The following is a 24,805-nucleotide window of genomic DNA, read 5'->3' on the forward strand; positions in this document are numbered from 1 at the left end:
TTCCGCCCTCAACCAAGCGTAGGCGCTGTAGGTGAGGCCGTCGAATCGGCCAGGTGCAATTTAGCGTTTGTTTCCTCCCAGACCGCCGGTCAGGCCACCGAGTACACCACCCAGGCCACCGGTTGCAGTGCCGCCGGTACTGGTGCCGCCGTTGAGCAGGCCGCCGACCGCACCAACGGTAGCGCCGACGTTGCTGACCACACCACCGACGGCGGTAGTGACCGGGTTGTTGGTGGACGCGATGGTGGCGCCAACCGTGCTGACTGCGCCGCCGACCTGACCGGTGAGGCCGGCGACCGGAGCACCCAGGCCTGTTGCTGCGCCAACTTGTTGGGTCACGCTGGTGACTGCACTGGTGACCGGATTAAGCCCGGCACCGACGGTGGCGCCGACGGTCGCCAGTGGCGAGGTAGTGGCGGTGATCGGAGTACCCGAGCCGCCGAGTACGGTGTTGAGCGAGGCGATGGTATTGCCCAGTCCGCCAGCCGTGACGCCGCCAGCACTGACCACGCCGTTGGTGCTGCCGGCGTTCAGACCGGCACCGACGTTGACCACGGCACCGCCAACCGTTTGCAGCAAGCCGGTACCGCCGAGGCCGCCACCGAGACCGCCGCCCAATCCACCACCGGACGTTGTGCCGTTGTCCACCAGCCCGCCGGCTTTGCCAACCGCGGTGCCGACGTTGGTCAACGCGCCGCCAAGCGTGTTGGTCACAGCATTGCCGCTGCCGGCACCCGTGACTTGGCCGCCCAGACCTTTGACTGCGCCACCGACCTGGCCGATCACGCCATTGAGCGGAGCGCCGAGGCCGGTCGCATCGCCGACTTTGTCGGTGGTGCTTTCCACCATCGCAATCACGGGCACCAGACCGTTGCCGACACTCTTGGTCACTGAACCGAGTGGACCGGTGGTAGTGGCCAGGCTCAGGGTGTCGCCGAGCATGGTGACTTTTTCACCGACGCCGTCGAGTACCGGGGCGACTTTGGTGACCACGCCGCCGACGACCGGAACGCTGCCGGTGGCGGTCGCCAGTTTGCCGCTCAGGTCCGATACACCGTTGCCGACATCGCTGACCACGCCGCCCACCGAGGATGCGGTGACGCCCAGACCGTTGTCGACAGTGCCCAGTTTGCCAATGCCGTTGGCCACGCCATTGCCCAAGGTGCTGACCACGTTGCCAGCGGTGTTGGCCGCACTTTGCACGACGCCACCGACGACTGGAACGGTGCTCAGCGAATCACCGACCTGGCCGACGCCATCGCCGACGCCCGCAACGGTTTTGCCGACATCCTGCACCAGGGTGGTAGTCACCAGCGGGGTGGTGGTCGGGTTGGTCGGATTGGTTGGGTCCGTCGGATTGGTCGGATTCGTTGGATTGGTCGGGTTGCTTGGATCGGTACCGCCCGTGGTACCTGTTCCGCCGGTTCCACCAGTACCACCAGTACCGCCTGTGCCTGCGGTATTGCCTGTGCCGCCAGTACCACCCGTGCCGCCAGTGCCCGACGTCGCGCTGTCTGGCGAAGAGCTGCCGGAGCTGCTGTGATGGCCGCCACCGCCGCTGCTGCAGCCAGCGAGGCCAAGGGAGAGGATCAATGCCAGAGCTGTTGCCGATTTGCACCACACTTGAGTTTTCATGATTGAGATTCCTTGCACCTGTAACAACATTCGTCGTTTTCGATGGCTCACCGATCTGTCGCCGGTAATGCCTCGTCCGTGGTGCCAATCTCGATCGCGCGGTGCTTTCCCACCATTCTCAAGTTGGTATTAACGCCTTTATATATAAGGCGCCGCGCAGTGCCTAAGGACTAATACCCAGGATATAGACGCATAAAAAAAGGCCTTGAAAATCAAGGCCTGGAGTTTTTCAGAGTGCGGTGCCAAGCGCGGAAAAACTTAAGTGATATATACACAATTTACAGGCTTGCCCGGGGGCGAGAGGTCAGGCAACCGGTTGCCACAGCCCGACCATGTGTTCCAGATCACCGGCGCCGATCAGGCGCAATTCGCCGCTCGACCCCGCCGAACTTGCCAGTAATGAAACCTCACTGGGCAAGCGCACCGGTTTGCGAAAGTGCACGGCGATTTCAAGGTTGGCCTTGGGCAGGTGATCCGCCAGTGCGGCGAGAGTACGTGCCTTGTTCCACAAGCCGTGAGCAATCGCCGTGGGAAAACCGAACAGTTTGGCGCTGGCCGCGCTCAAGTGAATCGGGTTGTAGTCGCCCGAGACTTTGGCGTACTGCCGACCGATATCGGCCGGGGCTTTCCATTGCGCGACTTGCGTCAACACCTGGGACGGTTCCCAGTGTTGCTCGACGGGTTCGCCGTCGAGTTTCACTCCGCGACAGAGCATCTGGCTTTCGGCTTCCCACAGCGGCCCGAGTTGATCGTCCAAAGTGGTCAGTACGTCGAAGGTCGCACCTTTGGGATGCGGCTGCAGGTTGTGCACGCGAACACTGACTTGCGCGCGACTGATCCCGCCCATGGGCCGCAACACGCGTATGCGGTTGCTCAGATGAATCAGCCCCAGCAGCGGGAACGGAAATTCCCTGGCCGTGAGCAATTGCATCTGCAGGGCGAACGCGAGGATGTGTGGATAAGTCGGCGGCAGCAGGCCGTCATCGGCAAAGCCGCAGACCTTGCGATAGGCCGCCAGCTTCTGGCCGTCGACATCGACCCAACAGCGCAAACCGCTGTCGGGCAATCGGGTGCCGGTAATCTTGCGCCGGGTCGCGGCCCGCGCGTAAAGGCCGGGCAGGCTCGGTTCGCGGTCGAGGGTGTGCCATTCAATGCTCATGCCTATGCCCCCAGAACACTTTGTCCACAGACCCGCAATGACTGGCCGGTGAAGGCACCGGTGCCCGGTTGCGCCAGCCACGCGACGGCTTCGGCGACGTCTTGCGGCAAACCGCCCTGGCCCAGCGAACTCATGCGCCGGCCGGCCTCACGCAGGCCGAACGGGATGTGCGCGGTCATCTGGGTTTCGATGAAGCCCGGGGCCACGGCGTTGATGCTGATGCCGCGTTCGTGCAGCGTCGGCGCCCACGCCTGGGCCAGGCCGATCAGTCCGGCCTTGCTCGCGGCGTAGTTGGTCTGTCCGCGATTGCCGGCGATGCCGCTGATCGAAGCCAGCAGAATCACCCGCGCATTGTCGTGCAGGGTGCCGCTGTCGAGCAGGGCCTTGGTCAGCACTTGCGGGGCATTGAGATTGACCGCCAGCACCGCGTCCCAGAATTCCGGGGTCATGTTGGCCAGGGTCTTGTCGCGGGTGATCCCGGCGTTGTGCACCAGAATGTCGAGGCCCTCCGGCAGCTGTTCGACCAATTGCGCCGCGGCGTCTTCGGCGCAGATGTCGAGGGTGATCGCCCGGCCGCCGAGGCGCGCGGCGAGGGCTTCCAGATCGGTCTTGGCCGGTGGTACATCGAGCAGAATCACCTCGGCGCCGTCGCGGGCCAGGGTTTCGGCGATGGATGCGCCGATCCCGCGTGCCGCACCGGTGACCAGCGCCTTGCGTCCGGCCAATGGCCGCGTCCAGTCGGTGACCGGTGTAGCGCATGCGGTCAGGCGAATCACTTGCCCGGAGACAAAGGCACTTTTCGGCGACAGGAAAAATCGCAGCGGGCCTTCCAGTTGATCTTCTGCACCCTCACCGACATAGATCAGTTGCAGCGTACCGCCGCTGCGCAGCTCTTTGGCCAGCGAGCGCGAAAAGCCTTCGAGTGCACGTTGCGCACTGGATGCAAAGGGCTCGCGCAGGGTTTCCGGGGCACGGCCGAGAATCACCAGGTGCGCGCTGCTGTCGAGGTTTTTCATTAACGGCTGGAAGAACTCGCGCAGCTGTTTGAGCTGGTCGGTGTGCTGCAGATCGCTGGCATCGAACACCACGGCCTTGAGTTTCGGCCCGTGCCCGGGAATCCACGCGGTGGCCAGCGACGGTTCGCTGCCGTAGCTGTAGATCGAGTCGGTCAGGCGGTTGGCGAACGCATTGACCCGCTCGGCCAGCGGTCCGCCGCCGATCAGCAACGCACCGTCCACCGGGCGCAGGCGTCCGGCCTGCCAGCGTTCCAGCCGCACCGGCGACGGCAGGCCCAAAGCCCCGACCAGGCGGTGGCCGATGGATGAGTTGGCGAAGTCGATATAGCGGTCAGACATGGAACGCTCTCCAAAAGTTGGGGTTCAAAGTGTGGACTACCAACGGCAATCAATCGTTCGATCCACGCAATAAGGCCTACGCTAGAACAGCAGAGTAGTTGGCCGCCGATGGTTGTGTGGCCAAACACAAATTCAGAAACAACGTTGAACCCTGTAGGAGTGACCTGTGGCGAGGGGATTTATCCCTGATCGGCTGCGAAGCAGTCGCAATGTATAGCGATTGCAATGAGGGGGCCGCTGCGCGCCCCATCGGGGATGAATCCCCTCGCCACAGGTCACTTCTACAGAGGATTCAGGTGAATTCGACCATTTGGAAAAGGAGCTTTTCATGAGTCAGCTGCGCCGCGTCGCCATTATCGGTGGTAACCGTATTCCTTTCGCCCGCTCCAACGGGCCGTACGCCACTGCCAGCAATCAGGTGATGCTCACCGCCGCGCTTGAAGGCCTGATCGAACGCTACAACCTGCACGGCCTGCGTATCGGCGAAGTGGTGGCGGGGGCGGTGCTTAAATTGTCACGGGATATGAACCTGACCCGCGAATGCGTGCTCGGCTCGCGGCTGTCGCCGGCCACCCCGGCCTATGACATTCAGCAAGCCTGCGGCACCGGGCTGGAAGCAGCGCTGCTGGTAGCCAACAAAATTGCCCTCGGCCAGATCGACTGCGGCATTGCCGGTGGCGTCGACACCACCTCGGACGCGCCGATCAGCGTCAGCGAAGGCTTGCGCAAAATCCTCCTGCAGGCCAACCGCGCCAAGACCACCGGCGACAAGCTGAAAACCTTTCTGCAACTGCGCCTGCGGCACCTGATCCCGGAGTTTCCGCGTAACGGCGAACCGCGTACCGGCCTGTCGATGGGCCAGCACTGCGAACTGATGGCGCAGACCTGGAACATTCCCCGTGAGGAGCAGGATCAACTGGCCCTCGAAAGCCATCACAAACTCGCCGCGTCCTACAGCGAAGGCTGGCACAACGACCTGATGACACCGTTCCTCGGCCTGACCCGCGACAACAATCTGCGCCCGGACCTGACCCTGGAAAAACTCGCCACGCTCAAACCCGCTTTCGAAAAAAGCGCCAAGGGCACGCTGACGGCGGGGAACTCCACTCCACTCACCGACGGCGCCTCGGTAGTCCTGCTGGCGAGTGAGGAGTGGGCGAAGGAACGCGGTTTGCCGATCCTCGCCTATTTGCGCGATGGCGAAGCGGCGGCGGTGGATTTCGTCAACGGCGCCGAAGGCCTGTTGATGGCGCCGGTGTATGCGGTGCCGCGCCTGCTGGCGCGTAATGGGCTGACCCTGCAAGACTTCGATTACTACGAAATTCACGAAGCGTTCGCCGCGCAGGTGCTGTGCACGCTCAAGGCCTGGGAAGACCCTGAATATTGCAAGACGCGTTTGGGGCTGGACGCACCGCTGGGCTCGATCGACCGTAGCCGGTTAAACGTGAAAGGCAGCTCGCTGGCGGCAGGGCATCCGTTTGCCGCGACCGGTGGGCGGATTGTCGCCAACCTGGCGAAACTGCTGGATGCGGCGGGCAAGGGCAGGGGGCTGATTTCGATCTGCGCGGCTGGGGGGCAGGGTGTCACCGCAATCATCGAACGCTAAAAGATCGCAGCCTTCGGCGCCAGTCTCTTGTAGGCGCTGCCGCAGGCTGCGATCTTTTGACCTTGAATCTTTTCATCACCTTCGCGTGTCAGATTCTGTCGCAAATGCCCTCGACGGCCGATAGCTACAAGTAAGGTCGGCTCGGCTATGATCGGCAAAGCTCGATTATTTCGGCACAGTGTGTGCATCCACAGGGTTCACAGGTCGGCAACCCCTCCCCGTAGCGCGAGGATTGCCGTATAACGAGTGACATTCGCGTGTTTGGTAATAAAGGACCCACAATAAAAGCTGATGAAGACTCCAAAACGCATTGAACCCCTGATCGAAGACGGTCTGGTCGACGAAGTGCTGCGCCCACTCATGAGTGGGAAAGAAGCAGCTGTTTATGTGGTGCGCTGCGGTAACCAGTTACGTTGCGCGAAGGTTTACAAGGAGGCGAACAAACGCAGTTTCCGCCAGGCAGCCGAGTATCAGGAAGGCCGCAAGGTGCGTAACAGCCGGCAGGCCCGGGCGATGGCCAAGGGTTCGAAATTCGGTCGCAAGGAGACCGAAGACGCCTGGCAGAACGCCGAAGTCGCGGCGCTGTTCCGTCTGGCCGGTGCCGGCGTGCGAGTGCCCAAGCCGTACGACTTTCTCGATGGCGTGCTGCTGATGGAGCTGGTGGCCGACGAATATGGCGATGCCGCGCCGCGTCTGAACGACGTGGTGCTGGAGCCGGATCAGGCCCGCGAATATCACGCGTTCCTGATCTCGCAGATCGTGCTGATGTTGTGTACCGGTCTGGTGCACGGTGACCTCTCGGAGTTCAACGTGCTGCTGACCCCGACCGGCCCGGTGATCATCGACCTGCCGCAGGCAGTGGATGCCGCCGGCAACAACCACGCGTTCAGCATGCTCGAGCGCGATGTGGGCAACATGGCTTCGTACTTCGGGCGTTTTGCCCCGGAGCTGAAGCAGACCCGCTACGCGAAAGAAATGTGGGCGCTGTACGAAGCCGGCACCTTGCACCCCAACAGCGTGCTGACCGGTGAGTTCGACGATCCAGAAGATCTGGCCGACGTTGGCGGTGTGTTGCGCGAGATCGAAGCGGCGCGGCTCGACGAAGAGCGCAAGCAGGCGATCCGTGCGGCGGATGACGAGCCCAAAGGCAAGTCCGACGAACCGCCTCCGCCACCGTGGATGCAGTAAGCGCATGAACAGAAACCCGGCTTCGGCCGGGTTTTTTGTACTTGGTACGCGTGGACACCTTGTAGGAGCTGCCGAAGGCTGCGATCTTTTGCCCTGGATTTTAAAAGGCCAGATCAACAGATCGCAGCCTTCGGCAGCTCCTACAAGGAATGTATGTGAACGCCTCGCACAACGCCCGCCTCATCATCACCGCCCGGCTGATTTCCGACTTCGGCGCCTTCCTCAACATGGTCGCGCTGGCGACTTACGTTTACCTGCTGAGCAACAGCGCCATGAGCGTCGGGGTGTTCCTCGCCAGTCGGGTCGGCGGGGGGATTTTTGCCAGCCTGATGGGTACACGCTTCTACCGGCGCTGGAATGGCCGGGTGCCGCTGATTGCCTTCGATCTGCTGCGCGCGGCGCTGCTCGGGCTGCTGTTGATCCTGCCGGTGAGCCAGCAGGCGTTGCTGTTGCCGGTAATCGCTTTCGGCCTGGGCTTTGGCAACTCGATGTTCGCCATCGGTCTCAATAGCCAGCTGCCGAGGTTGATCGAATCGGTGCAGCTACTGAAAACCAATGCCTGGATCACCTCGGCGTCATCGGCGGCGATGGTTGGCGGCAGTCTGGTCTCCGGTTTGCTGGTGGCGGCGTTCGGTTTCGAAACGGTGTTTGCGCTCAACGCACTGACCTATGTGCTGGCGGCGCTGTTGGTTGCGCCGTTGCGCTTCACCGCTGCAGAAGTCAGCGAACAATCAACCAGCGAACGCGGCGAATGGTCAGCCCTGAAACAAGGCTTGCGCAGCGCTCCAGTGATTGCGGCGATGCTCGCCGTGACCATGGCCGACACCTTGGGCAGTGCCGCGCATAACGTCGGATTTCCGATCATCTCCAAATTGCTCACACCCGATTCGGCGAGCACCACGCTGGGCCTGATGCTGGCAGTATGGGCCAGCGGCAAACTGCTCGGCGCGCGGATTGCCAGTCGCCTCAAAGGCACGGATAACCGTGATCTGGAGCGCCGGTATTTCTTCGGCGTGGCGTTGATGTCCTGCGGCTTCATCCTGATGTTCCAGCAACACAGCCTGCTCGGTCTGCTGCTGTTTTCCCTGCCGGCGGGGTTGGGTGATGGCGTTTCCGAAGTCGGCCTGATGTCGCGCCTGCAACGTGAGCCTGAGTATTTGCGTCTGCCGATTTTCAGTTTCCTGACCTTGCTGCAAATGACCGGGTTCGGCGTCGGCATGTTGATCGCTGCGCCGTTCTACGATTGGTGGACGCCGGGTGCCGTGGTCATGCTGTTCCACGGCCTCCCGCTCGGCACCTTGTTGACCGTGAAGTGGCTGGCGCTCAGGCGCGGGCGGGTTGCGCGCAGCAGCCCGACGCCAGTTCCTTGAGGATCGGACAGTCGGGGCGATGGTCGCCATTACAGTGCTCGACCAGATCCTGCAGGGTGTCGCGTAACTCGCCGAGTTCGCGGATCTTCTGATTCAGCTCGTCGATGTGCTGACGCGCCAGCGCTTTCACATCGGCACTGGCACGCTGGCGATCCTGCCACAGGGTCAGCAGTTTGCCGACTTCCTCCAGGGAAAAACCCAGGTCCCGCGAGCGCTTGATGAACGCCAGGGTGTGCAGGTCATCGTCGCTGTAGACCCGGTAGCCGCTGTCGGTGCGATGGGCAGCCTTGAGCAGGCCGATCGACTCGTAATAGCGGATCATCTTTGCGCTCAGGCCGCTGTGTCGGGCCGCTTGGCCGATGTTCATCGGTGCTCCTCCAGATCCTTCGGTTTCCAGGTTTTCAACAGTAGCGCATTGCTCACCACGCTGACGCTCGACAGCGCCATCGCCGCACCGGCCAGCACCGGATTGAGGAAGCCGAGCGCTGCCAGCGGAATGCCGATCAGGTTGTAGACGAAGGCCCAGAACAGGTTCTGGCGGATCTTCGCGTAGGTCTTGCGGCTGATCTCCAGTGCCGCCGGCACCAGCCGCGGATCGCCGCGCATCAGGGTGATACCGGCGGCGTGCATCGCCACGTCCGTGCCGCCGCCCATGGCGATACCGATGTCGGCAGCGGCCAGTGCGGGGGCGTCGTTGATGCCGTCGCCGACCATCGCCACCACGCCGGTTTTCTTCAGTTCGGCGACGGTCGCGGCTTTGTCGGCGGGGAGCACTTCGGCGTGAACGTTTTCAATGCCCAGCGCCTCGGCCACCACGCGCGCACTGCCACGGTTGTCGCCAGTCAGCAGATGGCTGTGGATACCTCGGGCAGCCAGTTGTTGCACCGCTTGCAGTGCGCCGGGCTTGAGCGTGTCGCCGAAGGCGAACAAGCCGAGCACTCGCGGTTCCGGGCTTTGCTCGATCAGCCACGACAGGGTTCGGCCTTGGCTTTCCCAAGCCTTGGCGGACTCGGCGAGATTGCCCGCGCTCAGGCCACTTTCTTCCAGCAAGCGCCGATTGCCCAGCGCCAGGCGCCGACCATCAAGCGTGCCAGCGATGCCGCGTCCGGTCAGGGACTGACTGTCGCTGACATCCGGCACCTGCAAGCCACGCTCGGCAGCAGCGTCCAGCACGGCTTTGGCCAGTGGATGTTCGCTGCCGCGTTGCAGGGCACCGGCCGTTGTCAGCAACGTATTCTCATCACCATCCACCGCGCTGAAATGGGCGATACGCGGGGTGCCGGAAGTCAGCGTGCCGGTCTTGTCGAAGACCACGTTGTCGACTGCATGGGCACGTTCCAGCGCTTCGGCATCCTTGATCAGAATCCCGTGACGCGCAGCCACACCCGTGCCGGCCATGATCGCCGTCGGCGTGGCGAGGCCGAGGGCACATGGACAGGCAATCACCAGCACAGCGACCGCGTTGATCAATGCTGTTTCCATAGGCGCGCCGTACAGCCACCAGCCGATCAGGGTGGCGAGGGCGATCAGCAACACGGTGGGCACGAACACCTGGCTGACCTTATCCACCAGTTTCTGGATCGGCGCTTTTGCCGCCTGAGCGTCCTCGACCAGACGGATGATTCGCGCCAACACGCTTTCTGCGCCTAGGGCGGTGGTGCGCACCAGCAGTCGGCCTTCACCGTTGATCGCACCACCGGTGACCTTGTCGCCCGGCTGTTTTGGCACTGGCAGGCTTTCGCCGCTGATCAGCGCTTCGTCGGCGTGGCTTTGGCCTTCAAATACTTCGCCGTCTACCGGGAAACGTTCACCGGGTTTGACCAAGACCTGATCGTTCAGACGCAGGGCGCTGATTGCCACGTCCTGTTCGCGACCGTCAATGACTTGAATCGCCCGTTCCGGGCGTAAGGCTTCCAGAGCGCGGATGGCGCTAGCGGTCTGACGCTTGGCGCGGCTTTCCAGATATTTGCCGAGCAGCACCAGGGCGATCACCACGGCTGAGGCTTCGAAATACAGATGCGGCATACGCCCGGCGGCGGTCGCCCATTCGTACAGGCTCAAGCCATAACCGGCGCTGGTGCCGAGGGCGACCAGCAAATCCATGTTACCGGCGCCGGCGCGAACGGCTTTCCACGCGGCCACGTAAAACCGTGCACCGAAAATGAATTGCACCGGGGTGGCGAGGGCGAATTGCGCCCAGGCCGGAAGCATCCAGTGAATGCCGAACGGTTGCAGCAGCATCGGCAGCACCAGCGGCAAGGCCAGGGCGATGGCGCAGATCAGCGCCCAGCGCTCATGTTGCAGGCGCTGTTGCTGGTTATCGGTGGCGGGGGCTTCGGCTTGCCAGACGCTGGCCGAGTAGCCGGCCTTGCTCACGGCGTCGAGCAGCAATTGCGGATCGACCTGACCGAGCCATTCGAGGTGCGCGCGTTCGTTGGCGAGGTTGACGCTGACGCTTTTTACCCCGGGGACTTTGTTCAGGGCGCGCTCGACGCGACCGACGCACGAAGCGCAGGTCATGCCGTCGATGCTCAACTCCACCGTCTGCTGCGGCACGCTGTAACCGGCGCGTTCAACCGCCTCCATCAGCGCCGGCAAGCTGTCGCCGGGCGCCTGTACACGGGCCTGTTCGGTGGCGAGATTGACGCTGACGCCACTGGCGCCGCTGACTTTGCGCAACGCCCGCTCGACACGCCCGGCGCAACTGGCGCAGGTCATGCCGGCAATCGGCAGATCGAAAGTGATGGAATCGGACATCGGTCTTACTCCCTGTAGAAGATGCCTACAAGGATCAACCTTGCCATGCGGGCAAGGTCAAGCGCAAAAGATCGCAGCCTTCGGCAGCTCCTACAGTTGGATTGCATTCCAATGTAGGAGCTGCCGAAGGCTGCGATCTTTTGGCGGTTGACTCAGTATTCGAGGGCGGCAGGTCGCAGGTACAAGCCTTTGGCATTTGCCGCGATCCGGTACTTCACCACATCACCGGCCTTGAGCGAGAGCTCCTGCGCGGGCGGCGCGAGCATGCCTGCCTGGCAACCCGGCACCTGGCCAGGCAACTGTTTCAGCCGAATGGAAATCGTGCCGTGGGGCAGGTTGAACGAAGTGGTCTGTTCCTGCAGCAGGCGCGCTGCGAGTTCATCATTGATATACACGCCAATCTCGCAGGGAGTCGGCACTTCCAGACGCTCGCGCGAGATGATCAGAACCGCGTAGTCCTCACCGGTCGCATTGGCCTGGGGCAGGGCGGCGAAGAGGCTGAGCAGGCCAAACAGGCTGAAAGCTGACCAGCGCATGGCTGAATCTCCTGAATTTGAGTCATTGATGCACGCAGCTTGGCTGAGCGTGACGCCGATTGCCAGCCCGGCAGATTTCTGCAGAACTTGACCTTGCCATGGTGGCAAGCTCGACACTGCCGGCAACCTCACTCAAAGGAGTCCATCCATGCAAGTGTTCAGTGTTCAAGGCATGTCTTGCGGTCACTGTGTCAAAGCCATCACCAGCGCGGTGCAAGCGAAGGATCCGGCGGCCAGCGTGCGGGTCGATCTGGCGGCCAAGGAAGTCGGCGTCGAAAGTTCGCTAAGTGCCGAGCAGGTGATTGAGGTCATCAGCGAAGAGGGTTACCCGGTCAAATTGGCCGGGTGATCAAAAGCAAAAGATCGCAGCCTTCGGCAGCTCCTACAGAGGATTGGAGTTGCTCTTGTAGGAGCCGCCGCAGGTTGCGATCTTTTGATCTTAGCTGTGCAGTTCGTCCGACTTTTTAATAGTTAGCGAGCTATCGGAATGTTCAAGGCGCCCCTGCGCGGCTAGACTGTCGGGCTGCCGACTTCTATCCCACCTGGATGCCTGATGAACTTCCGTACCATTCTGATTCTCGGTGCCTTGAGCGCCTTCGGTCCGCTGGCGATCGACTTTTATTTGCCGGCGTTCCCGTCGATGGCACTGGCCTTTGGCACTGATGAAAAGCATGTGCAACTGACCCTGGCGGCCTATTTCGCCGGCCTGTCGATCGGGCAGTTGCTGTACGGCCCGGTGGCGGACCGGTTTGGGCGGCGCCTGCCGCTGTTGGTCGGTGTCGGCCTGTTCACCCTGGCCTCGCTGGCCTGTGCCTATGCACCGAATCTGGAATGGCTGATCGGCGCGCGTTTCGTTCAGGCGCTGGGCGGCTGTGCGGGGATGGTGATTTCCCGGGCGGTGGTCAGTGACAAGTGTGATGCGGTCGGTTCGGCGAAAGTCTTTTCGCAACTGATGCTGGTGATGGGGTTGGCGCCGATCCTCGCGCCGCTGCTCGGCGGTCTGTTGGTCAACACCACGGGTTGGCAGTCGATCTTCCTCGCACTGACCGGCTTCAGCGCACTGGCCGCCCTCGCTGTGGCGCTGGGTCTGCCGGAAAGTCTGCCGGACTACGTGCCGCGCCAGCCGTTGTCCGGTGCGTTGCGCCAATACGGCCGGCTGTTTGGCGACCGGGTGTTTCTTGGCCACGCCCTGACCGGTGGTATCGCGGTCGCCGGGATGTTTTCCTATATCGCCGGTTCGCCGTTCGTCTTCATCAAACTCTACGGCGTACCGGCCGAGCATTTCGGCTGGCTGTTCGGCACCAATGCGGCGGGCTTCATTCTGGTGGCCCAGGTCAACGCGCGGCTGTTGGCCAAGCGCGGTCCGGCGTTCCTGCTGGCACGAGCGGTGTGGGTGTATCTGCTGGCCGGAGTGACTTTGCTTGCGGTCAGCGCCATGCACACCGAAGCCTTGTGGCCGCTGTTGATCCCATTGTTCGTGTGTATCGCCAGCCTCGGCTGCATCCTGCCCAATGCCTCGGCTTGCGCGATGAACGGTCAGGGCGCACGCGCCGGCAGTGCCTCGGCACTGATGGGTTGTCTGCAGTTCAGCGTGGCCTCCGGCGCGGCCTCGCTGGTGGGCGTTCTGCACGACGGCAGCGCCATGCCGATGGCGATGGTCATCAGCCTGTGCGGGTTGCTGGTGGTGAGCGTTGCGATGTACACCCGGCATTTGCAGAATGCCCGGGCACTGGCGCAAGCACAGGCCGAAGCCTGATTGCCTCAGCCGGCGGCGCGTTGCTGTCCGGGGTCGGGAAACTGATGGGGCGCGTGCAGGCGCGCTTCAAGGGTGCGGGTGAAGGCGAGGGCCTCGGCTTCACTGCGAAAGGTCACGGCGTGCTGGTCCAGGCGAACCTGCCATTGGGACTTTGCCACTTCTTTTATCAGGATCTTCATTGCTGACCTCCCTTGTGTAAAAGATGCATCGCAGAGGTTTCGATTGTAGACCTGAATACGATCGCATTTGTGACAACGCAGAAGCATCTGACTGACGGCAAAAAACAGCGCCAGCCCTTAAATGGTCTGGCGCTGATTGCGGCCTTCGGATTCTCAGAAACTTTCTAAAACAATTTTCCCCTTGGCTTTGCCGCTTTCCAGCAACTCGTGCGCGCGCCGCAGGTTCGCCGCATTGATCGTGCCGAAATGCTCGCCCACCGTAGTTTTCAAGGTCCCCGCATCAATCAGCTCGGCCACGCGGTTGAGCAGTTTGTGCTGCTCGATCATGTCCGGGGTTTCGAACAGCGAGCGGGTGTACATGAACTCCCAGTGCAGCGACAGGCTCTTGCGCTTGAGTTTGCTCACGTCCAGCGACTTCGGATCGTCGATCAGCGCGAGTTTGCCTTGCGGCGCCAGGGCCTCGACCAGTTGCTCAAGGTGCAGATCGGTCTGGGTCAGGCTGGCGACGTGGGTCACGTGATCGATGCCGGCGCGCTGCAGTTCTTCGCTCAATGGCTGGCTGTGGTCGATCACCAGGTCGGCACCCAGCTCGGTCACCCAGTCGCGAGTCTGTGCACGGGACGCGGTGCCGATGACCTTGAGCCCGGTCAACTGGCGGGCCAGTTGGGTGAGAATCGAACCAACGCCGCCAGCGGCACCGACGATCAGCAGACTCTGCCCTTCATCCGCTTTGCCCTCACGAATCTGCAGGCGTTCGAACAGCAGCTCCCACGCGGTAATCGCGGTCAGCGGCAGCGCGGCGGCTTCGGCAAAACCGAGGGATTTCGGCATGTGGCCAACAATGCGCTCGTCGACCACGTGCAGCTCGCTGTTGCCACCGGCGCGGGCGATCGAGCCGGCGTAAAACACTTTGTCGCCGGCCTTGAACAGGGTCACTTCACTGCCGACCGCCTTGACCACACCGGCGACGTCCCAGCCCAGCACTTTTGCCGCGCCGTTTTCCGGCGCCACGTTCTGCCGCACCTTGGTGTCGACCGGGTTGACCGAGATGGCTTTGACTTCCACCAACAGGTCGCGCGGGCCGGCGACCGGCTCTGGCAGTTCGATGTCTTGCAGCGATTGCTCGTTGCTGATCGGCAGGGAGGCGTAATAGGCGATGGCTTTCATGACTTGCTCCATAACGGTAATAGAAGACGGGCTCAGGCGATGGCGCCCAGGCGTTTCAATTGGAAGTGTTCGATGCAGTGTCCGGCTGCGGCCTGGAAGTTCTGAAAATGCGCGCTGGCGTTGTGCGCCGAAAGGATTTCCTCGCTGGCCCAGTGTTCGATCACATAAAAGGTCAGCGGATCGGCGAGGTCGCGGTGCAGGTCGTACTGGCTGCAGCCTTCTTCGGCGCGACTCGGCTCAACCAGTGCGCGCAGGGCGTTTTCGAGGGTGTCCTGCTGGCCGGGTTTGGCGATCAGGGTGGCGATGGCAGTGAATGCTTGGGACATGTTTGGCTCCAGTCGCGGGATAAATTCGCTTGAACCCATCATTGGCTATTTCTCGGCGCGATAAAACCGGCTAAAAGAGCAGTCTCTTTCAATATTTTTTTGATAATCGAGGCTAAGAATGCTGCGTTTCGACGATTTGCAGTTGTTCGTTCGCGCGGCGGATCTGGGCAGCCTGTCCGCAGCGGCGCGGGTGATGGACATGTCTGCCGCTGTGGCCAGTGCCGCGCTCAAACGCATCGAACAGCAACTGGGCGTGCGGTTGCTGGCGCGTTCGACCCGCAGTCTGCGCCTGACTGCCGAGGGCGAGGGTTTTCTCGAATACGCGCGGGCCGCGTTGAGTTCGCTGGATGAAGGCAGGCGTTTTCTCTCAAGTGCACAGGATCAGGTCAGCGGCATCCTGCAGTTGTCCGCGCCTTCGGATTTCGGGCGCAACCTGTTGTTGCCGTGGCTCGACGAGTTTCAACGCGAGCATCCGAAGCTGACCGTGCGCCTGTTGCTTGGTGATCGCATCGCCGACCTGTTCCGCCAGCCGGTGGACATCGCCCTGCGCTATGGCGAGCCGGAGGATTCGAGTCTGGTGGCGCTGCCCATCGCCCCGGACAATCACCGCGTGCTTTGCGCCTCACCGGCGTACCTGGCGCGCCACGGCGAACCGCGTCAGCTCGAACAGTTGGCGCAGCACAATTGCCTGCTGTACATGCTCGGCAGCCGCGTGCACGACCATTGGAGTTTTCATGACGGTAAACGTGAAGTCGGCCTGACGGTCAGTGGCGATCGCTTCAGCGATGACGCCGACGTCGTGCGGTTGTGGGCGGTGGCGGGATCGGGAATCGCCTACAAATCGTGGCTCGACGTTGGCGCGGATGTCCTTGCCGGACGCCTCAAGGTGTTGCTGCCGGAATTGCTCTGCGAGCGCGCTCCACTGAATCTTTTGTGCGCCCATCGCGCTCAATTGAGTAAGCCGGTGAACCTTTTGAGGGAAATGCTCGCCAGCCGATGCGCCGAATTGAGTAGTCAATTTCCGCATTTCCCGAAAGTTGATCATTAGTCGCAGGCAATTAGCGAAATTTCTCTCAGGAACTATCACCATTCGAGTCAGCCACGGCGCAGGAAGCGGCGTGTATCCCGCTTATACTAGCGAGCGCCTCAAACCTGCACCGATAACCGGCCAGGACAGAATCCGCGCGGTTTTTACAGGGCCTGGCGAGCGCTGCACAATCGCCGCGGACACACCATTGACGGGTGCAGCAGCACCGGCCTGGCGTGCTCCGGATCATGGCGTTTTACCCGTCTTGGCCGACGACACATTACTGGTCAAGATGTCTTCGAGCAGTAGACGATACGATTCAACAGGGAGTGAACACATGGAACATGCACCTTGCATCAGCCAGATCGCCACGCTGCTGGCCGACCCCAAGCGCAGTGCGATGATGTGGGCGTTGATGGATGGCTCGGCCCGCCAGACTGAAGAGCTGGCGCTGCTGGCAGGGTTGTCGCCATCTTCGGCCAGTGCGCATCTGGGGCGTTTGTCCGCCGGGGGCCTGTTGAAAGTCGAGGTCCGTGGACGCAAGCGCTTTTTCCGCCTGGCAGCCCCGGAGATCGCGGCGGCCATTGAAGCCCTGGCCAGTGCCACAATCGCCAGCGCACCGCGAGAAATTCCTCACGTATTCAAACGCTCGACGCCGAGCGCCAATCCCCAGACTGCGCCGTCTTCACTGCTGCGTGCGCGCTTTTGTGATGACCATTTGGGAGGCACGCTGGCCGCCGATCTGTATCAGCGTCTGCTCGATGCTGGCTGGCTCGAACAGATCGAGCAGCGGGTCGTGGTGACGCTCAAAGGCTCGACACAACTGGCCAACCGCGGTGTGTTTATCCAGGCCCTCGCTCATCGCAAGGCTCAGGTGGCGTGCGCCTGTCCGGACTGGAGCGAACGGCGCCCGCATCTGGGTGGCTCGCTCGGCGCGGCGGTGCTGCAACTGTTCATGCAGTCCGGCTGGCTGGCGCTGCCCAAGGATTCACGCGCCTTGCAGGTGACCCCCGCCGGGCAGCGGGAAATCCAGCGTTTCGCCAAGGAAACCGAGCTGGAGTTGGCGTAGTAGAGCGTTCACTGGCCGACACTTCGACGCTGGCGTCGCCTGTGACTGCGAACAGGTCGTATCCAGAAAAAGCGCTGAGGCGTTATCGCGCACACTCGATCCGCACACATTGTGGATGGGGGATGGGGCATGGATACGCGAAACTTCAGCGCGGCAGAACGCCTGGAACGGCTGCCGCTCAGCGGTTATCACCGGGTCATTTTCATCATCATTGCCCTGGCGTTCTTTTTCGATTCCATGGACCTGGCCATGATGACGTTCCTGCTCGGCTCGATCAAAACCGAATTCGGCTTGAGCAGTGCACAAGCCGGCCTGCTCGCCAGTTCGAGTTTTTTCGGCATGGTGCTGGGGGCGTCGTTATCGGGGATGCTCGCCGATCGTTTCGGGCGTAAACCGGTGTTTCAGTGGAGCATCGTGCTGTGGGGTGTGGCCAGTTATCTGTGTTCAACCGCGCAAACGGTCGAGAGCCTGACGCTGTTCCGCATTCTGCTGGGGATCGGCATGGGCATGGAGTTTCCGATTGCGCAGTCGATGCTTTCGGAGCTGATCCCGGCGCAACGGCGCGGGCGCTACATTGCATTGATGGACGGTTTCTGGCCGCTGGGTTTTGTCGCCGCCGGAGTGCTGTCGTACTTCCTGCTGCCGCTGATTGGCTGGCGCGACATCTTTCTGGTGTTGGCGGTGCCGGCGGTGTTTGTGCTGGCGATCCGGTTTTTTATCCCCGAATCACCGCGCTGGCTGGAGCAGGCCGGACGCCACGAAGCAGCGGACAAGGTCCTGGCCGCAATCGAGGCGCGCGTACGCACGTCGCTCGGTGTGGAAACGCTGCCTGAGCCGGTGCGCTTGCCAAGGACAGTAACGCCGCCGGGCAACTTTTTCTCGGCGCTCAAGCAGATCTGGTCGCCGCAATATCGCCAGCGCACGACGATGATCTGGAGCCTGTGGTTTTTTGCCTTGCTTGGTTTTTACGGGCTGACGTCGTGGCTCAGTGCGTTGTTGCAACAGTCGGGTTTTGCCGTGACCCAGTCGGTGTATTACACCGTGCTGATTTCCCTGGGCGGGATTCCCGGGTTCCTGATGGCGGCGTGGCTGGTGGAGTGCTGCGGGCGCAAACCGGTGTGCATCGTGACGTTGCTTGGCGGCGCAGTGATGGCGTTTCTCTACGGGCAGAGCGCGGTGTTCGGCGGCAACGTTGCGTTGCTGATCAGCTCGGGATTGCTGATGCAGTTTTTCCTGTTCGGCATGTGGGCGGTGCTCTACACCTACACGCCGGAGTTGTACCCGACCTCGGCGCGCGCCACCGGCTCGGGATTTGCCTCGGCGATTGGCCGTGTCGGCTCGTTGCTCGGGCCGCTGGTGACCGGGCTGGTGTTCCCGATTACCGGGCAGGGCGGGGTGTTTGCGCTGGGGGCGCTGTGTTTTGCGATTGCGGCGGGGGTGGTGTGGCTGTTCGGGATGGAGACGCGAGGCAAGACATTGGAAGAGCTGACAGAGTCGACACCGGTGTAAATGTGGGAGCGAGCCTGCTCGCGAAAACCGTATGTCAGACAACTCAAACTGTGACTGACATGAAGCCTTCGCGAGCAGGCTCGCTCCCACATTGGGTTATGCGGTGTTGCTTACGGTTTTACCAGACGCGCATCCAGGCTGTTCTGCGCCAGGCGCTTGGCCTGATCCTGGGTCATGCCCAGGTGTTCATGCAGCGCATGGAAGTTCTCGGTGACATAACCGCCGAAGTACGCCGGGTCATCGGAGTTGACGGTGACCTTCACCCCACGCTCGAGCATGTCGAGGATGTTGTGCTGCGACATGTGATCGAACACGCAGAGCTTGGTGTTCGACAGCGGGCACACGGTCAGCGGGATCTGCTCGTCGATGATCCGCTGCATCAGGCGCTCGTCTTCGATGGCGCGTACGCCATGGTCGATGCGCTGGATTTTCAGCAGGTCGATGGCTTCCCAGATGTACTCGGGCGGGCCTTCTTCACCGGCGTGGGCGACGGTCAGGAAGCCTTCGTGGCGGGCGCGGTCGAACACACGCTGGAACTTGCTTGGCGGGTGACCCATCTCGGAGCTGTCGAGGCCGACGGCGACAAACGCATCACGGAACGGCAGCGCCTGATCGAGGGTTTTCTGTGCTTCGTCTTCGCTCAGGTGGCGCAGGAAGCTCAGGATCAAACCGCTGGTGATGCCCAGTTGCTGTTCGCCATCCTTGAGTGCCGCGGCGATGCCGTTGAGCACCACTTCGAACGGGATGCCCCGGTCGGTGTGGGTCTGCGGGTCGAAGAACGGTTCGGTGTGAATCACGTTCTGCGCTTTGCAGCGCAGCAGGTAGGCCCAGGTCAGGTCGTAGAAGTCCTGCGAGGTGCGCAGCACGTCGGCGCCCTGGTAATACAGGTCGAGGAATTCCTGCAGGTTGTTGAAGGCGTAGGCCTTGCGCAGGGTTTCGACATCGCTCCACGGCAGGGCGATCTTGTTGCGTTCGGCCAGGGCGAACAGCAACTCTGGCTCCAGCGAGCCTTCCAGATGCAGGTGCAGTTCGGCCTTGGGCAGGGCGTTGAGCCAATCGTACATATTCTTTTCTCATCAGGTGCAGATGGCGGCCATTCTACAGATGCGCGCCGAAACAATTGGCAAAACCTGACCAAGCGATCCATCACACTGCTTGCGGCTCGCGACGATAGGCGTAGGTATCGGCGAAGCGTGACAGCAGGAATTCGGCGCAGGTGGTGGTCGGATATTTCGCCGGGTGCTGTGCGTCCTGGCAACCGGGCAGGCATTCGATACGGGTGTCCGGGTGCGGCTCGGCGAAGAACGGCATCGAGTAGCGATCCACCCCCAGCGGGCTGATCACCCGGTGCGGGGTCGAGCGATAGCGGTCGTTGCTCCAGCGCGCCATCATGTCGCCAAGGTTGACCACGAAGGTGCCGTCAATCGGCGGCGCGTCGATCCATTCACCTTTGACGTTCTTCACCTGCAAGCCGCCGGCGCTGTCCTGGTAGAGCAGGGTGATGCAGCCGTAATCGGTGTGCGCCCCGGCGCCTTGCTGCTCGGCGCTGCTGGCGGTGTGGCGCGGCGGGTAGTGGATCATCCGCAGCACACTGACCGGCTGATTGAAGCGGGTGTCGAAGAAGTCGCGCTCGATGCCCAGCGCGATGGTCATCGCCCGCAGTAGAGTTTGCGCGAGCGCCTGCATGTCGAGGTAGTGCTGCTCCATCAGCATTTCCCAACCGGCGATTGGCGGATGACGATTGGGCCCGCGCAAGGGTTTCTCTGCTAGCACGTCGGGATGGTTCGCCGGCAGGTGCAGGCCCATGTCGAAGGTTTCTTTGAGGTCGCTGGGTTTGTCGGGATCGAGCTGTTCGGTGGCGATGGCGCCATAGCCGCGATGGTGGCGGGTCTGGGTGATGTCGATCCGGAGCTTTTCTTCGGTCGGTTGTGCAAAAAAACGCTGGGCTTGATCGAGCAGCGAGTCGATGCGCTGTGTGGAAATCGGGTGGCCCTTGATGTAGAAAAAGCCCCATTCGCGGCAGGCTTTGTCGATCTGTGCGGCGACGGCGGGCCAGGCGTTTTGCTCGGTGGAATAGAGCGGGCTGATATCGATGATCGGGAGCTGATCCATACACAATCCTTGAATACGCTGAGTTTCCAATGTGGGAGCGAGCCTGCTCGCGAAGAGGGAGTATCAGACAACATTTTTGTTTAATGACACATCGCTTTCGCGAGCAGGCTCGCTCCCACAGGGTTTTGTGTGGTGAATCGGAGGATTACTTCGGCATCTCGGCCTTCATCCCTTCCACGTAATAGTTCATCGACGCCAATTCGGCATTGGTTGCGCTCACCCCCGCAGGGATTTTCTCCACGCCGGCCTGATCCTTGATCGGCCCGGTGAACGGTTGCAACTTACCGCTCTTGATGTCGGCAATGATCTGCTCGGCCTCGGCTTTCACTGGTGCCGGTACCAGATCGCTGATCGGCAGTTCAACCGTGCCTTCCTTCAGCCCGCCCCAGTAGTCCTGGGATTTCCAGCTGTGGTCGATCACGCTTTGCGTGGCCTGAATGTAATGCGGTGCCCAGTCGTTGACGATCGAAGTCAGCACCGCTTTCGGGCCGAAATGCGCCATGTCCGAGGCGTAACCCACGGCGTACACGCCACGCCGTTCGGCGGCCTGGATCGGCGCCGGGCTGTCGGTGTGCTGGAACACCACGTCCACGCCCTGATCGATCAGCGCGTTGGCGGCGTCGGCTTCCTTGCCCGGGTCGAACCACGAGTTGACCCACACCACCTTGATCTCGGTGCCAGGGTTGTACTTGTTCAGCGCCAGCTGGATGGCGTTGATGTCGCGGATCACTTCCGGAATCGGGAACGAAGCGACGTAGCCGATCTTCTTGCTCTTGGTCATCTTCGCCGCGAGGAAGCCGCCGACATAACGACCCTCGTAGGTGCGCGCCAGATAGGTGCCGAGGTTCTTGTCCTGCTTGTAGCCGGTGGCGTGTTCGAAGGTGACCTTGGGAAACTGTTTGGCGACTTTCAGCGTCGGGTTCATGTAGCCGAAGGAGGTGGTGAAAATCAGGTCGTAGTTGTCCTTGGCCATGTTGCGGATCACCCGCTCGGCATCGGCGCCCTCGGCGACGTTCTCGACGTAATTGGTGCTGATCTGCGGGCCGAATTTCTCTGCCAGCGCCTTGCGCCCCTGTTCATGCTGATACGTCCAGCCGTGGTCGCCGATCGGGCCGATGTAGACGAAACCGACCTTCAGCGGATCGGCAGCGCTGGCGCTCAGGCTGATCCCCAGACCGATGGCGGCGCACAGCAGTTTGTGCAGCGGACGTATTTGCATGAATTGGAGCTCCATTTTGTTGTGTGTGGTCAGGGGCAATGCAAATTGCTGACCAACAGGACAACAAACAATCCAAAACCGAGGTGCGGCCTTCGCGAGCAGGCTCGCTCCCACAGGGCAACGCGATCAAATGTGGGAGCGAGCCTGCTCGCGAAGAGGCCGGCAAGGCCGATAAAAGTGCATGTCTGAACCAGCTGCCATCCACTGGTGCGCTAAGGTGTAACGAAACGTTAGCGCCACGCCGCAGTCAGTAGCTCATTCGAATCTCTCGGCAAAAAGGCCCGCCATGCTCACGATCCTCAAGCAAGAAAGCTTTCTGCTGCTGGCGGTGATTGCCGCGTGCATCGCTTATCCGCTGGAACACTGGATGCTCCACAGCGGCCAGATTGTCGCGCTGATCTGCGGGCTGGTACTGATCGCCTTCATCGTCGCCGCCTCGATGCGCGTTGCCCATCATGCCGAACTGCTCGCAGAAAAAGTCGGCGACCCCTACGGCACGATGATCCTGACCCTCGCTGCGGTGCTGGTGGAAGTGGTGATCCTGGCGATCATGATGAGCAACGAGGCGTCCGCCACGCTGGTGCGGGACACGATCTATTCGGCGGTGATGCTCGACATCAACGGCATCCTCGGCCTCGCCGCGCTGATGGGCGGTCTCAAGCATGGCGAGCAGTCGTACAACGATGATTCGGCACGCAGCTACAGCGTGATGATCCTCACCGCCATGGGCGTATCGATGGTGGTGCCGGAGTTTATTCCGGCGGCCAACTGGAAGATTTATTCAGCGTTCACCATCGGTGCGATGGTGGTGCTTTATGCGTTGTTCCTGCGCATGCAGGTCGGGCCGCACAGTTACTTTTTCAGCTACAGCTACCCGGATAAACGCCGCAAGAAAGAACCGGTGGAGGATGAACCGAAACCGCTAAGCCTGGCGTGGTCGATCGGCATTCTGGTGTTCGGCGTGGTGGTGATCGGCGCACTGGCCGAAGTGATGTCCAAGACCCTCGATCTGGGCCTGGAAGGCACGGGCGCACCGCCGGTGATCACGGCGATTCTGGTGGCAGCGATTTCCGCGGCGCCGGAGATTCTGACGGCGTTGCGTGCCGCGTTGGCCAACCGCATGCAATCGGTGGTGAACATTGCAATGGGCGCGTCACTGTCGACGGTGATCCTGACGGTGCCGGTGATGGAAGCGATGGCGCTCTACACCGGTCAGCCGTTTCAGATGGCGATGACCCCGGTGCAGACGGTGATGATCTTCATCACGCTGATCGTCAGTGCGATCAACCTGAATGATGGCGAGACCAATGCCATCGAAGGCATGACTCACTTTGTGCTGTTTGCGACGTTCATCATGCTCTCCCTGCTCGGCCTCTAGAAACACCATAAATCCCCTGTAGGAGCTGCCGCAGGGGTCTTTATTGGATCAGGTGCCGGCGATCAACTGGCGAGCCGCCTGGCTGTGATCAGCGATCAGGCCTTTGAGGTCAAGGCCTTCGACTTGACCATCAATCACCCGCCATTTGCCACCAATCATCACCCGATCCGCACGATCGGCACCGCACAACAGCAGCGCCGAGATCGGATCATGGCTGCCGGAGAAACGCAGCTCATCGAGCTTGAACAACGCCAGATCTGCCTGCTTGCCCACCGCCAGCTCACCGATGTCGGTACGCCCCAACAGGCTCGCCGAGCCTTTGGTCGCCCAGCCCAGCACGCGCTCCGGGGTGATCTTCTCGGCGCCGTAACGCAGACGCTGGATGTACAACGCCTGCCGCGCTTCGAGGATCATGTTCGACGCGTCGTTGGAGGCGGAACCGTCCACGCCCAGACCGAACAGCGCGCCGGCATCGGTCAGGTCGATGCTCGGGCAGATGCCGGAGGCCAGGCGCATGTTCGAACTCGGGCAATGGCAGATACCGGTGCCGGCCTGGCCGAGGCGGGCGATTTCGTCCGGGTTGAAGTGAATGCCGTGGGCCAGCCAGGTGCGCGGGCCGAGCCAGCCGACGCTGTCCAGATAATCCACGGTGCGCAGGCCGAAACGCTGCAGGCAGAAATCCTCTTCGTCGAGGGTTTCGGCCAGATGGGTGTGCAGGCGTACGTCGAGCTGGTTCGCCAGTTCGGCGCTGGCCGACATGATTTCCGGGGTCACCGAGAACGGCGAGCACGGGGCCAGGGCGATCTGGATTTGCGCACCGTCGCCGCGCTCGTGGTACTCGTGAATCAGGCGCTGGCTGTCGTCGAGAATCACCTGACCTTCCTGCACGGTCTGCTGCGGCGGCAGGCCGCCGTCCTTCTCGCCGAGGCTCATCGAACCGCGGGTGAGCATGGCGCGCATGCCCAGTTCACGCACGGTGTCGACTTGTACGTCGATGGCGTTTTCCAGCCCGTCCGGGAACAGGTAATGGTGGTCAGCGGCAGTGGTGCAACCCGACAGCAGCAATTCAGCCAAGGCCACTTTTGTCGCAAGGGCGAGTTTTTCCGGGGTCAGCCGTGCCCACACCGGGTACAGGGTTTTCAGCCACGGGAACAACGGCTGATTGACCACCGGCGCCCAGGCGCGAGTCAGGGTTTGATAGAAGTGGTGATGGGTGTTGATCAGGCCCGGCAGGATCACATGCTCGCGGGCATCGAACACCTCATTGCACGGCGCCGACGGTTGCTGACCGGCTGCCAGCACTTCGACGATCACGCCGTCTTGCAGCACCAGACCGCCACGGGCATCGAGCGCGTTGGCCGTGAAAATGGCGAGGGGATTTTTTAACCAGGTACGGGTCGCAGGCATTGTGGCCGGCTCCTCTGAAAGTGGGGTTCAGGGTTGCCAGCTCAGTGTTG

General features: G+C 61.8%; 22 protein-coding genes. 9 read left to right on the top strand and 13 right to left on the bottom strand.

Annotation, left to right across the window (positions count from 1 at the left end):
• Window positions 1-60: 60 nt before the first annotated feature.
• The 3 genes from LOY52_RS03330 to LOY52_RS03340 all read right to left on the bottom strand — a co-directional run bounded on the left by LOY52_RS03330 (window position 61) and on the right by LOY52_RS03340 (window position 4,149).
• A complete protein-coding gene (locus tag LOY52_RS03330) occupies window positions 61-1,635 on the bottom strand; it encodes a collagen-like triple helix repeat-containing protein (protein WP_258678176.1) in 1,575 nt (524 codons plus the stop codon).
• A 304-nt stretch (window positions 1,636-1,939) separates the two neighbouring features.
• Window positions 1,940-2,794 (bottom strand): MaoC/PaaZ C-terminal domain-containing protein, encoded by an 855-nt coding sequence (locus tag LOY52_RS03335; RefSeq protein ID WP_258678177.1) that lies wholly within the window; start codon window positions 2,792-2,794, stop codon window positions 1,940-1,942.
• Between the two features lie 2 nt (window positions 2,795-2,796).
• A complete protein-coding gene (locus tag LOY52_RS03340) occupies window positions 2,797-4,149 on the bottom strand; it encodes a 3-oxoacyl-ACP reductase (protein WP_258678178.1) in 1,353 nt (450 codons plus the stop codon).
• A gap of 328 nt (window positions 4,150-4,477) precedes the next feature.
• Here LOY52_RS03340 and LOY52_RS03345 point away from each other — a divergent pair, with 328 nt between their 5' ends.
• The 3 genes from LOY52_RS03345 (at window position 4,478) to LOY52_RS03355 (ending at window position 8,313) form a co-directional block, all read left to right on the top strand.
• Entirely contained in the window at window positions 4,478-5,755 is a 1,278-nt protein-coding gene (locus tag LOY52_RS03345) for an acetyl-CoA C-acetyltransferase (RefSeq protein ID WP_258678179.1), read from the top strand.
• Between the two features lie 291 nt (window positions 5,756-6,046).
• The gene (locus tag LOY52_RS03350; protein WP_003221347.1) at window positions 6,047-6,943 is read left to right on the top strand and encodes a PA4780 family RIO1-like protein kinase; all 897 of its coding nucleotides are present in this window, start codon (window positions 6,047-6,049) and stop codon (window positions 6,941-6,943) included.
• A gap of 149 nt (window positions 6,944-7,092) precedes the next feature.
• The gene (locus LOY52_RS03355; protein WP_258678180.1) at window positions 7,093-8,313 is read left to right on the top strand and encodes an MFS transporter; all 1,221 of its coding nucleotides are present in this window, start codon (window positions 7,093-7,095) and stop codon (window positions 8,311-8,313) included.
• Here LOY52_RS03355 and cueR read toward each other — a convergent pair.
• The 3 genes from cueR to LOY52_RS03370 form a co-directional block, all read right to left on the bottom strand.
• A complete protein-coding gene (gene cueR / locus LOY52_RS03360; protein WP_007962968.1) occupies window positions 8,267-8,680 on the bottom strand; it encodes a Cu(I)-responsive transcriptional regulator in 414 nt (137 codons plus the stop codon). The two genes, LOY52_RS03355 and cueR, sit on opposite strands and share 47 nt — an antisense overlap.
• Window positions 8,677-11,070: a copper resistance metal-translocating P1-type ATPase CueA gene (cueA, locus tag LOY52_RS03365; protein ID WP_258678181.1), complete on the bottom strand. Its 2,394-nt coding sequence runs from the start codon at window positions 11,068-11,070 to the stop codon at window positions 8,677-8,679. The genes cueR and cueA overlap by 4 nt, the downstream gene beginning before the upstream one ends.
• Before the next feature lie 152 nt (window positions 11,071-11,222).
• Complete coding sequence (locus LOY52_RS03370; protein ID WP_258678182.1) at window positions 11,223-11,606, bottom strand: hypothetical protein; 384 nt, start codon at window positions 11,604-11,606, stop codon at window positions 11,223-11,225.
• A 148-nt stretch (window positions 11,607-11,754) separates the two neighbouring features.
• Between LOY52_RS03370 and LOY52_RS03375 the strand changes: the two genes are divergently transcribed.
• Window positions 11,755-11,955 carry a heavy-metal-associated domain-containing protein gene (locus tag LOY52_RS03375; protein WP_258678183.1) on the top strand — a complete coding sequence of 67 codons (201 nt, stop codon included), beginning with the start codon at window positions 11,755-11,757 and terminating at the stop codon, window positions 11,953-11,955.
• A 204-nt stretch (window positions 11,956-12,159) separates the two neighbouring features.
• The gene (locus tag LOY52_RS03380) at window positions 12,160-13,362 is read left to right on the top strand and encodes a multidrug effflux MFS transporter (protein WP_258678184.1); all 1,203 of its coding nucleotides are present in this window, start codon (window positions 12,160-12,162) and stop codon (window positions 13,360-13,362) included.
• 5 nt (window positions 13,363-13,367) lie between these two features.
• Here the strand turns inward: LOY52_RS03380 and LOY52_RS03385 are convergent, their stop codons facing one another.
• From LOY52_RS03385 to LOY52_RS03395, 3 genes are all read right to left on the bottom strand, one after another.
• The gene (locus tag LOY52_RS03385) at window positions 13,368-13,541 is read right to left on the bottom strand and encodes a hypothetical protein (RefSeq protein ID WP_007962962.1); all 174 of its coding nucleotides are present in this window, start codon (window positions 13,539-13,541) and stop codon (window positions 13,368-13,370) included.
• Between the two features lie 153 nt (window positions 13,542-13,694).
• Window positions 13,695-14,708, bottom strand: a complete 1,014-nt coding sequence (locus LOY52_RS03390) for a zinc-binding alcohol dehydrogenase family protein (protein WP_258678185.1) — start codon at window positions 14,706-14,708, stop codon at window positions 13,695-13,697.
• 32 nt (window positions 14,709-14,740) lie between these two features.
• Window positions 14,741-15,034 (bottom strand): putative quinol monooxygenase, encoded by a 294-nt coding sequence (locus tag LOY52_RS03395; protein ID WP_096794850.1) that lies wholly within the window; start codon window positions 15,032-15,034, stop codon window positions 14,741-14,743.
• Window positions 15,035-15,152: 118 nt separating this feature from the next.
• Here LOY52_RS03395 and LOY52_RS03400 point away from each other — a divergent pair, with 118 nt between their 5' ends.
• The 3 genes from LOY52_RS03400 (at window position 15,153) to LOY52_RS03410 (ending at window position 18,639) form a co-directional block, all read left to right on the top strand.
• Window positions 15,153-16,082 carry a LysR family transcriptional regulator gene (locus LOY52_RS03400; protein ID WP_258678186.1) on the top strand — a complete coding sequence of 310 codons (930 nt, stop codon included), beginning with the start codon at window positions 15,153-15,155 and terminating at the stop codon, window positions 16,080-16,082.
• Between the two features lie 316 nt (window positions 16,083-16,398).
• The gene (locus LOY52_RS03405; protein WP_202370076.1) at window positions 16,399-17,130 is read left to right on the top strand and encodes a helix-turn-helix transcriptional regulator; all 732 of its coding nucleotides are present in this window, start codon (window positions 16,399-16,401) and stop codon (window positions 17,128-17,130) included.
• Between the two features lie 129 nt (window positions 17,131-17,259).
• The gene (locus tag LOY52_RS03410; protein WP_258678187.1) at window positions 17,260-18,639 is read left to right on the top strand and encodes an MFS transporter; all 1,380 of its coding nucleotides are present in this window, start codon (window positions 17,260-17,262) and stop codon (window positions 18,637-18,639) included.
• Window positions 18,640-18,749: 110 nt separating this feature from the next.
• On the opposite strand, the gene LOY52_RS03415 is transcribed toward LOY52_RS03410, so the two are convergent.
• The 3 genes from LOY52_RS03415 to LOY52_RS03425 form a co-directional block, all read right to left on the bottom strand.
• Window positions 18,750-19,703, bottom strand: a complete 954-nt coding sequence (locus tag LOY52_RS03415; protein ID WP_003221371.1) for an adenosine deaminase — start codon at window positions 19,701-19,703, stop codon at window positions 18,750-18,752.
• Window positions 19,704-19,785: 82 nt separating this feature from the next.
• Window positions 19,786-20,751 (bottom strand): isopenicillin N synthase family oxygenase, encoded by a 966-nt coding sequence (locus LOY52_RS03420; RefSeq protein WP_258678188.1) that lies wholly within the window; start codon window positions 20,749-20,751, stop codon window positions 19,786-19,788.
• A gap of 145 nt (window positions 20,752-20,896) precedes the next feature.
• Window positions 20,897-21,970 (bottom strand): BMP family ABC transporter substrate-binding protein, encoded by a 1,074-nt coding sequence (locus LOY52_RS03425; RefSeq protein ID WP_258678189.1) that lies wholly within the window; start codon window positions 21,968-21,970, stop codon window positions 20,897-20,899.
• A 286-nt stretch (window positions 21,971-22,256) separates the two neighbouring features.
• Between LOY52_RS03425 and LOY52_RS03430 the strand changes: the two genes are divergently transcribed.
• Entirely contained in the window at window positions 22,257-23,348 is a 1,092-nt protein-coding gene (locus tag LOY52_RS03430; protein WP_222016702.1) for a calcium:proton antiporter, read from the top strand.
• 48 nt (window positions 23,349-23,396) lie between these two features.
• Here LOY52_RS03430 and LOY52_RS03435 read toward each other — a convergent pair whose 3' ends face one another.
• A complete protein-coding gene (locus tag LOY52_RS03435; RefSeq protein ID WP_258678190.1) occupies window positions 23,397-24,755 on the bottom strand; it encodes an 8-oxoguanine deaminase in 1,359 nt (452 codons plus the stop codon).
• Between the last annotated feature and the right edge of the window lie 50 nt (window positions 24,756-24,805).

The sequence above is a fragment of the Pseudomonas sp. B21-051 genome, assembly GCF_024748795.1.
Classification (GTDB): domain Bacteria; phylum Pseudomonadota; class Gammaproteobacteria; order Pseudomonadales; family Pseudomonadaceae; genus Aquipseudomonas; species Aquipseudomonas putida_A.

Excerpts from the sequence above, each read along its gene's own strand:
- LOY52_RS03395 (WP_096794850.1), bottom strand. The coding sequence starts at position 15,034 with ATGTCCCAAGCATTCACTGCCATCGCCACCCTGATCGCCAAACCCGGC.
- LOY52_RS03330 (WP_258678176.1), bottom strand. The coding sequence starts at position 1,635 with ATGAAAACTCAAGTGTGGTGCAAATCGGCAACAGCTCTGGCATTGATC.
- LOY52_RS03405 (WP_202370076.1), top strand. The coding sequence starts at position 16,399 with ATGGAACATGCACCTTGCATCAGCCAGATCGCCACGCTGCTGGCCGAC.
- LOY52_RS03335 (WP_258678177.1), bottom strand. The coding sequence starts at position 2,794 with ATGAGCATTGAATGGCACACCCTCGACCGCGAACCGAGCCTGCCCGGC.
- LOY52_RS03435 (WP_258678190.1), bottom strand. The coding sequence starts at position 24,755 with ATGCCTGCGACCCGTACCTGGTTAAAAAATCCCCTCGCCATTTTCACG.
- LOY52_RS03380 (WP_258678184.1), top strand. The coding sequence starts at position 12,160 with ATGAACTTCCGTACCATTCTGATTCTCGGTGCCTTGAGCGCCTTCGGT.
- cueA (WP_258678181.1), bottom strand. The coding sequence starts at position 11,070 with ATGTCCGATTCCATCACTTTCGATCTGCCGATTGCCGGCATGACCTGC.
- LOY52_RS03385 (WP_007962962.1), bottom strand. The coding sequence starts at position 13,541 with ATGAAGATCCTGATAAAAGAAGTGGCAAAGTCCCAATGGCAGGTTCGC.
- LOY52_RS03370 (WP_258678182.1), bottom strand. The coding sequence starts at position 11,606 with ATGCGCTGGTCAGCTTTCAGCCTGTTTGGCCTGCTCAGCCTCTTCGCC.
- LOY52_RS03415 (WP_003221371.1), bottom strand. The coding sequence starts at position 19,703 with ATGTACGATTGGCTCAACGCCCTGCCCAAGGCCGAACTGCACCTGCAT.
- LOY52_RS03350 (WP_003221347.1), top strand. The coding sequence starts at position 6,047 with ATGAAGACTCCAAAACGCATTGAACCCCTGATCGAAGACGGTCTGGTC.
- LOY52_RS03425 (WP_258678189.1), bottom strand. The coding sequence starts at position 21,970 with ATGCAAATACGTCCGCTGCACAAACTGCTGTGCGCCGCCATCGGTCTG.
- LOY52_RS03430 (WP_222016702.1), top strand. The coding sequence starts at position 22,257 with ATGCTCACGATCCTCAAGCAAGAAAGCTTTCTGCTGCTGGCGGTGATT.
- LOY52_RS03390 (WP_258678185.1), bottom strand. The coding sequence starts at position 14,708 with ATGAAAGCCATCGCCTATTACGCCTCCCTGCCGATCAGCAACGAGCAA.
- LOY52_RS03375 (WP_258678183.1), top strand. The coding sequence starts at position 11,755 with ATGCAAGTGTTCAGTGTTCAAGGCATGTCTTGCGGTCACTGTGTCAAA.
- LOY52_RS03400 (WP_258678186.1), top strand. The coding sequence starts at position 15,153 with ATGCTGCGTTTCGACGATTTGCAGTTGTTCGTTCGCGCGGCGGATCTG.
- cueR (WP_007962968.1), bottom strand. The coding sequence starts at position 8,680 with ATGAACATCGGCCAAGCGGCCCGACACAGCGGCCTGAGCGCAAAGATG.
- LOY52_RS03410 (WP_258678187.1), top strand. The coding sequence starts at position 17,260 with ATGGATACGCGAAACTTCAGCGCGGCAGAACGCCTGGAACGGCTGCCG.
- LOY52_RS03340 (WP_258678178.1), bottom strand. The coding sequence starts at position 4,149 with ATGTCTGACCGCTATATCGACTTCGCCAACTCATCCATCGGCCACCGC.
- LOY52_RS03345 (WP_258678179.1), top strand. The coding sequence starts at position 4,478 with ATGAGTCAGCTGCGCCGCGTCGCCATTATCGGTGGTAACCGTATTCCT.
- LOY52_RS03355 (WP_258678180.1), top strand. The coding sequence starts at position 7,093 with ATGTATGTGAACGCCTCGCACAACGCCCGCCTCATCATCACCGCCCGG.
- LOY52_RS03420 (WP_258678188.1), bottom strand. The coding sequence starts at position 20,751 with ATGGATCAGCTCCCGATCATCGATATCAGCCCGCTCTATTCCACCGAG.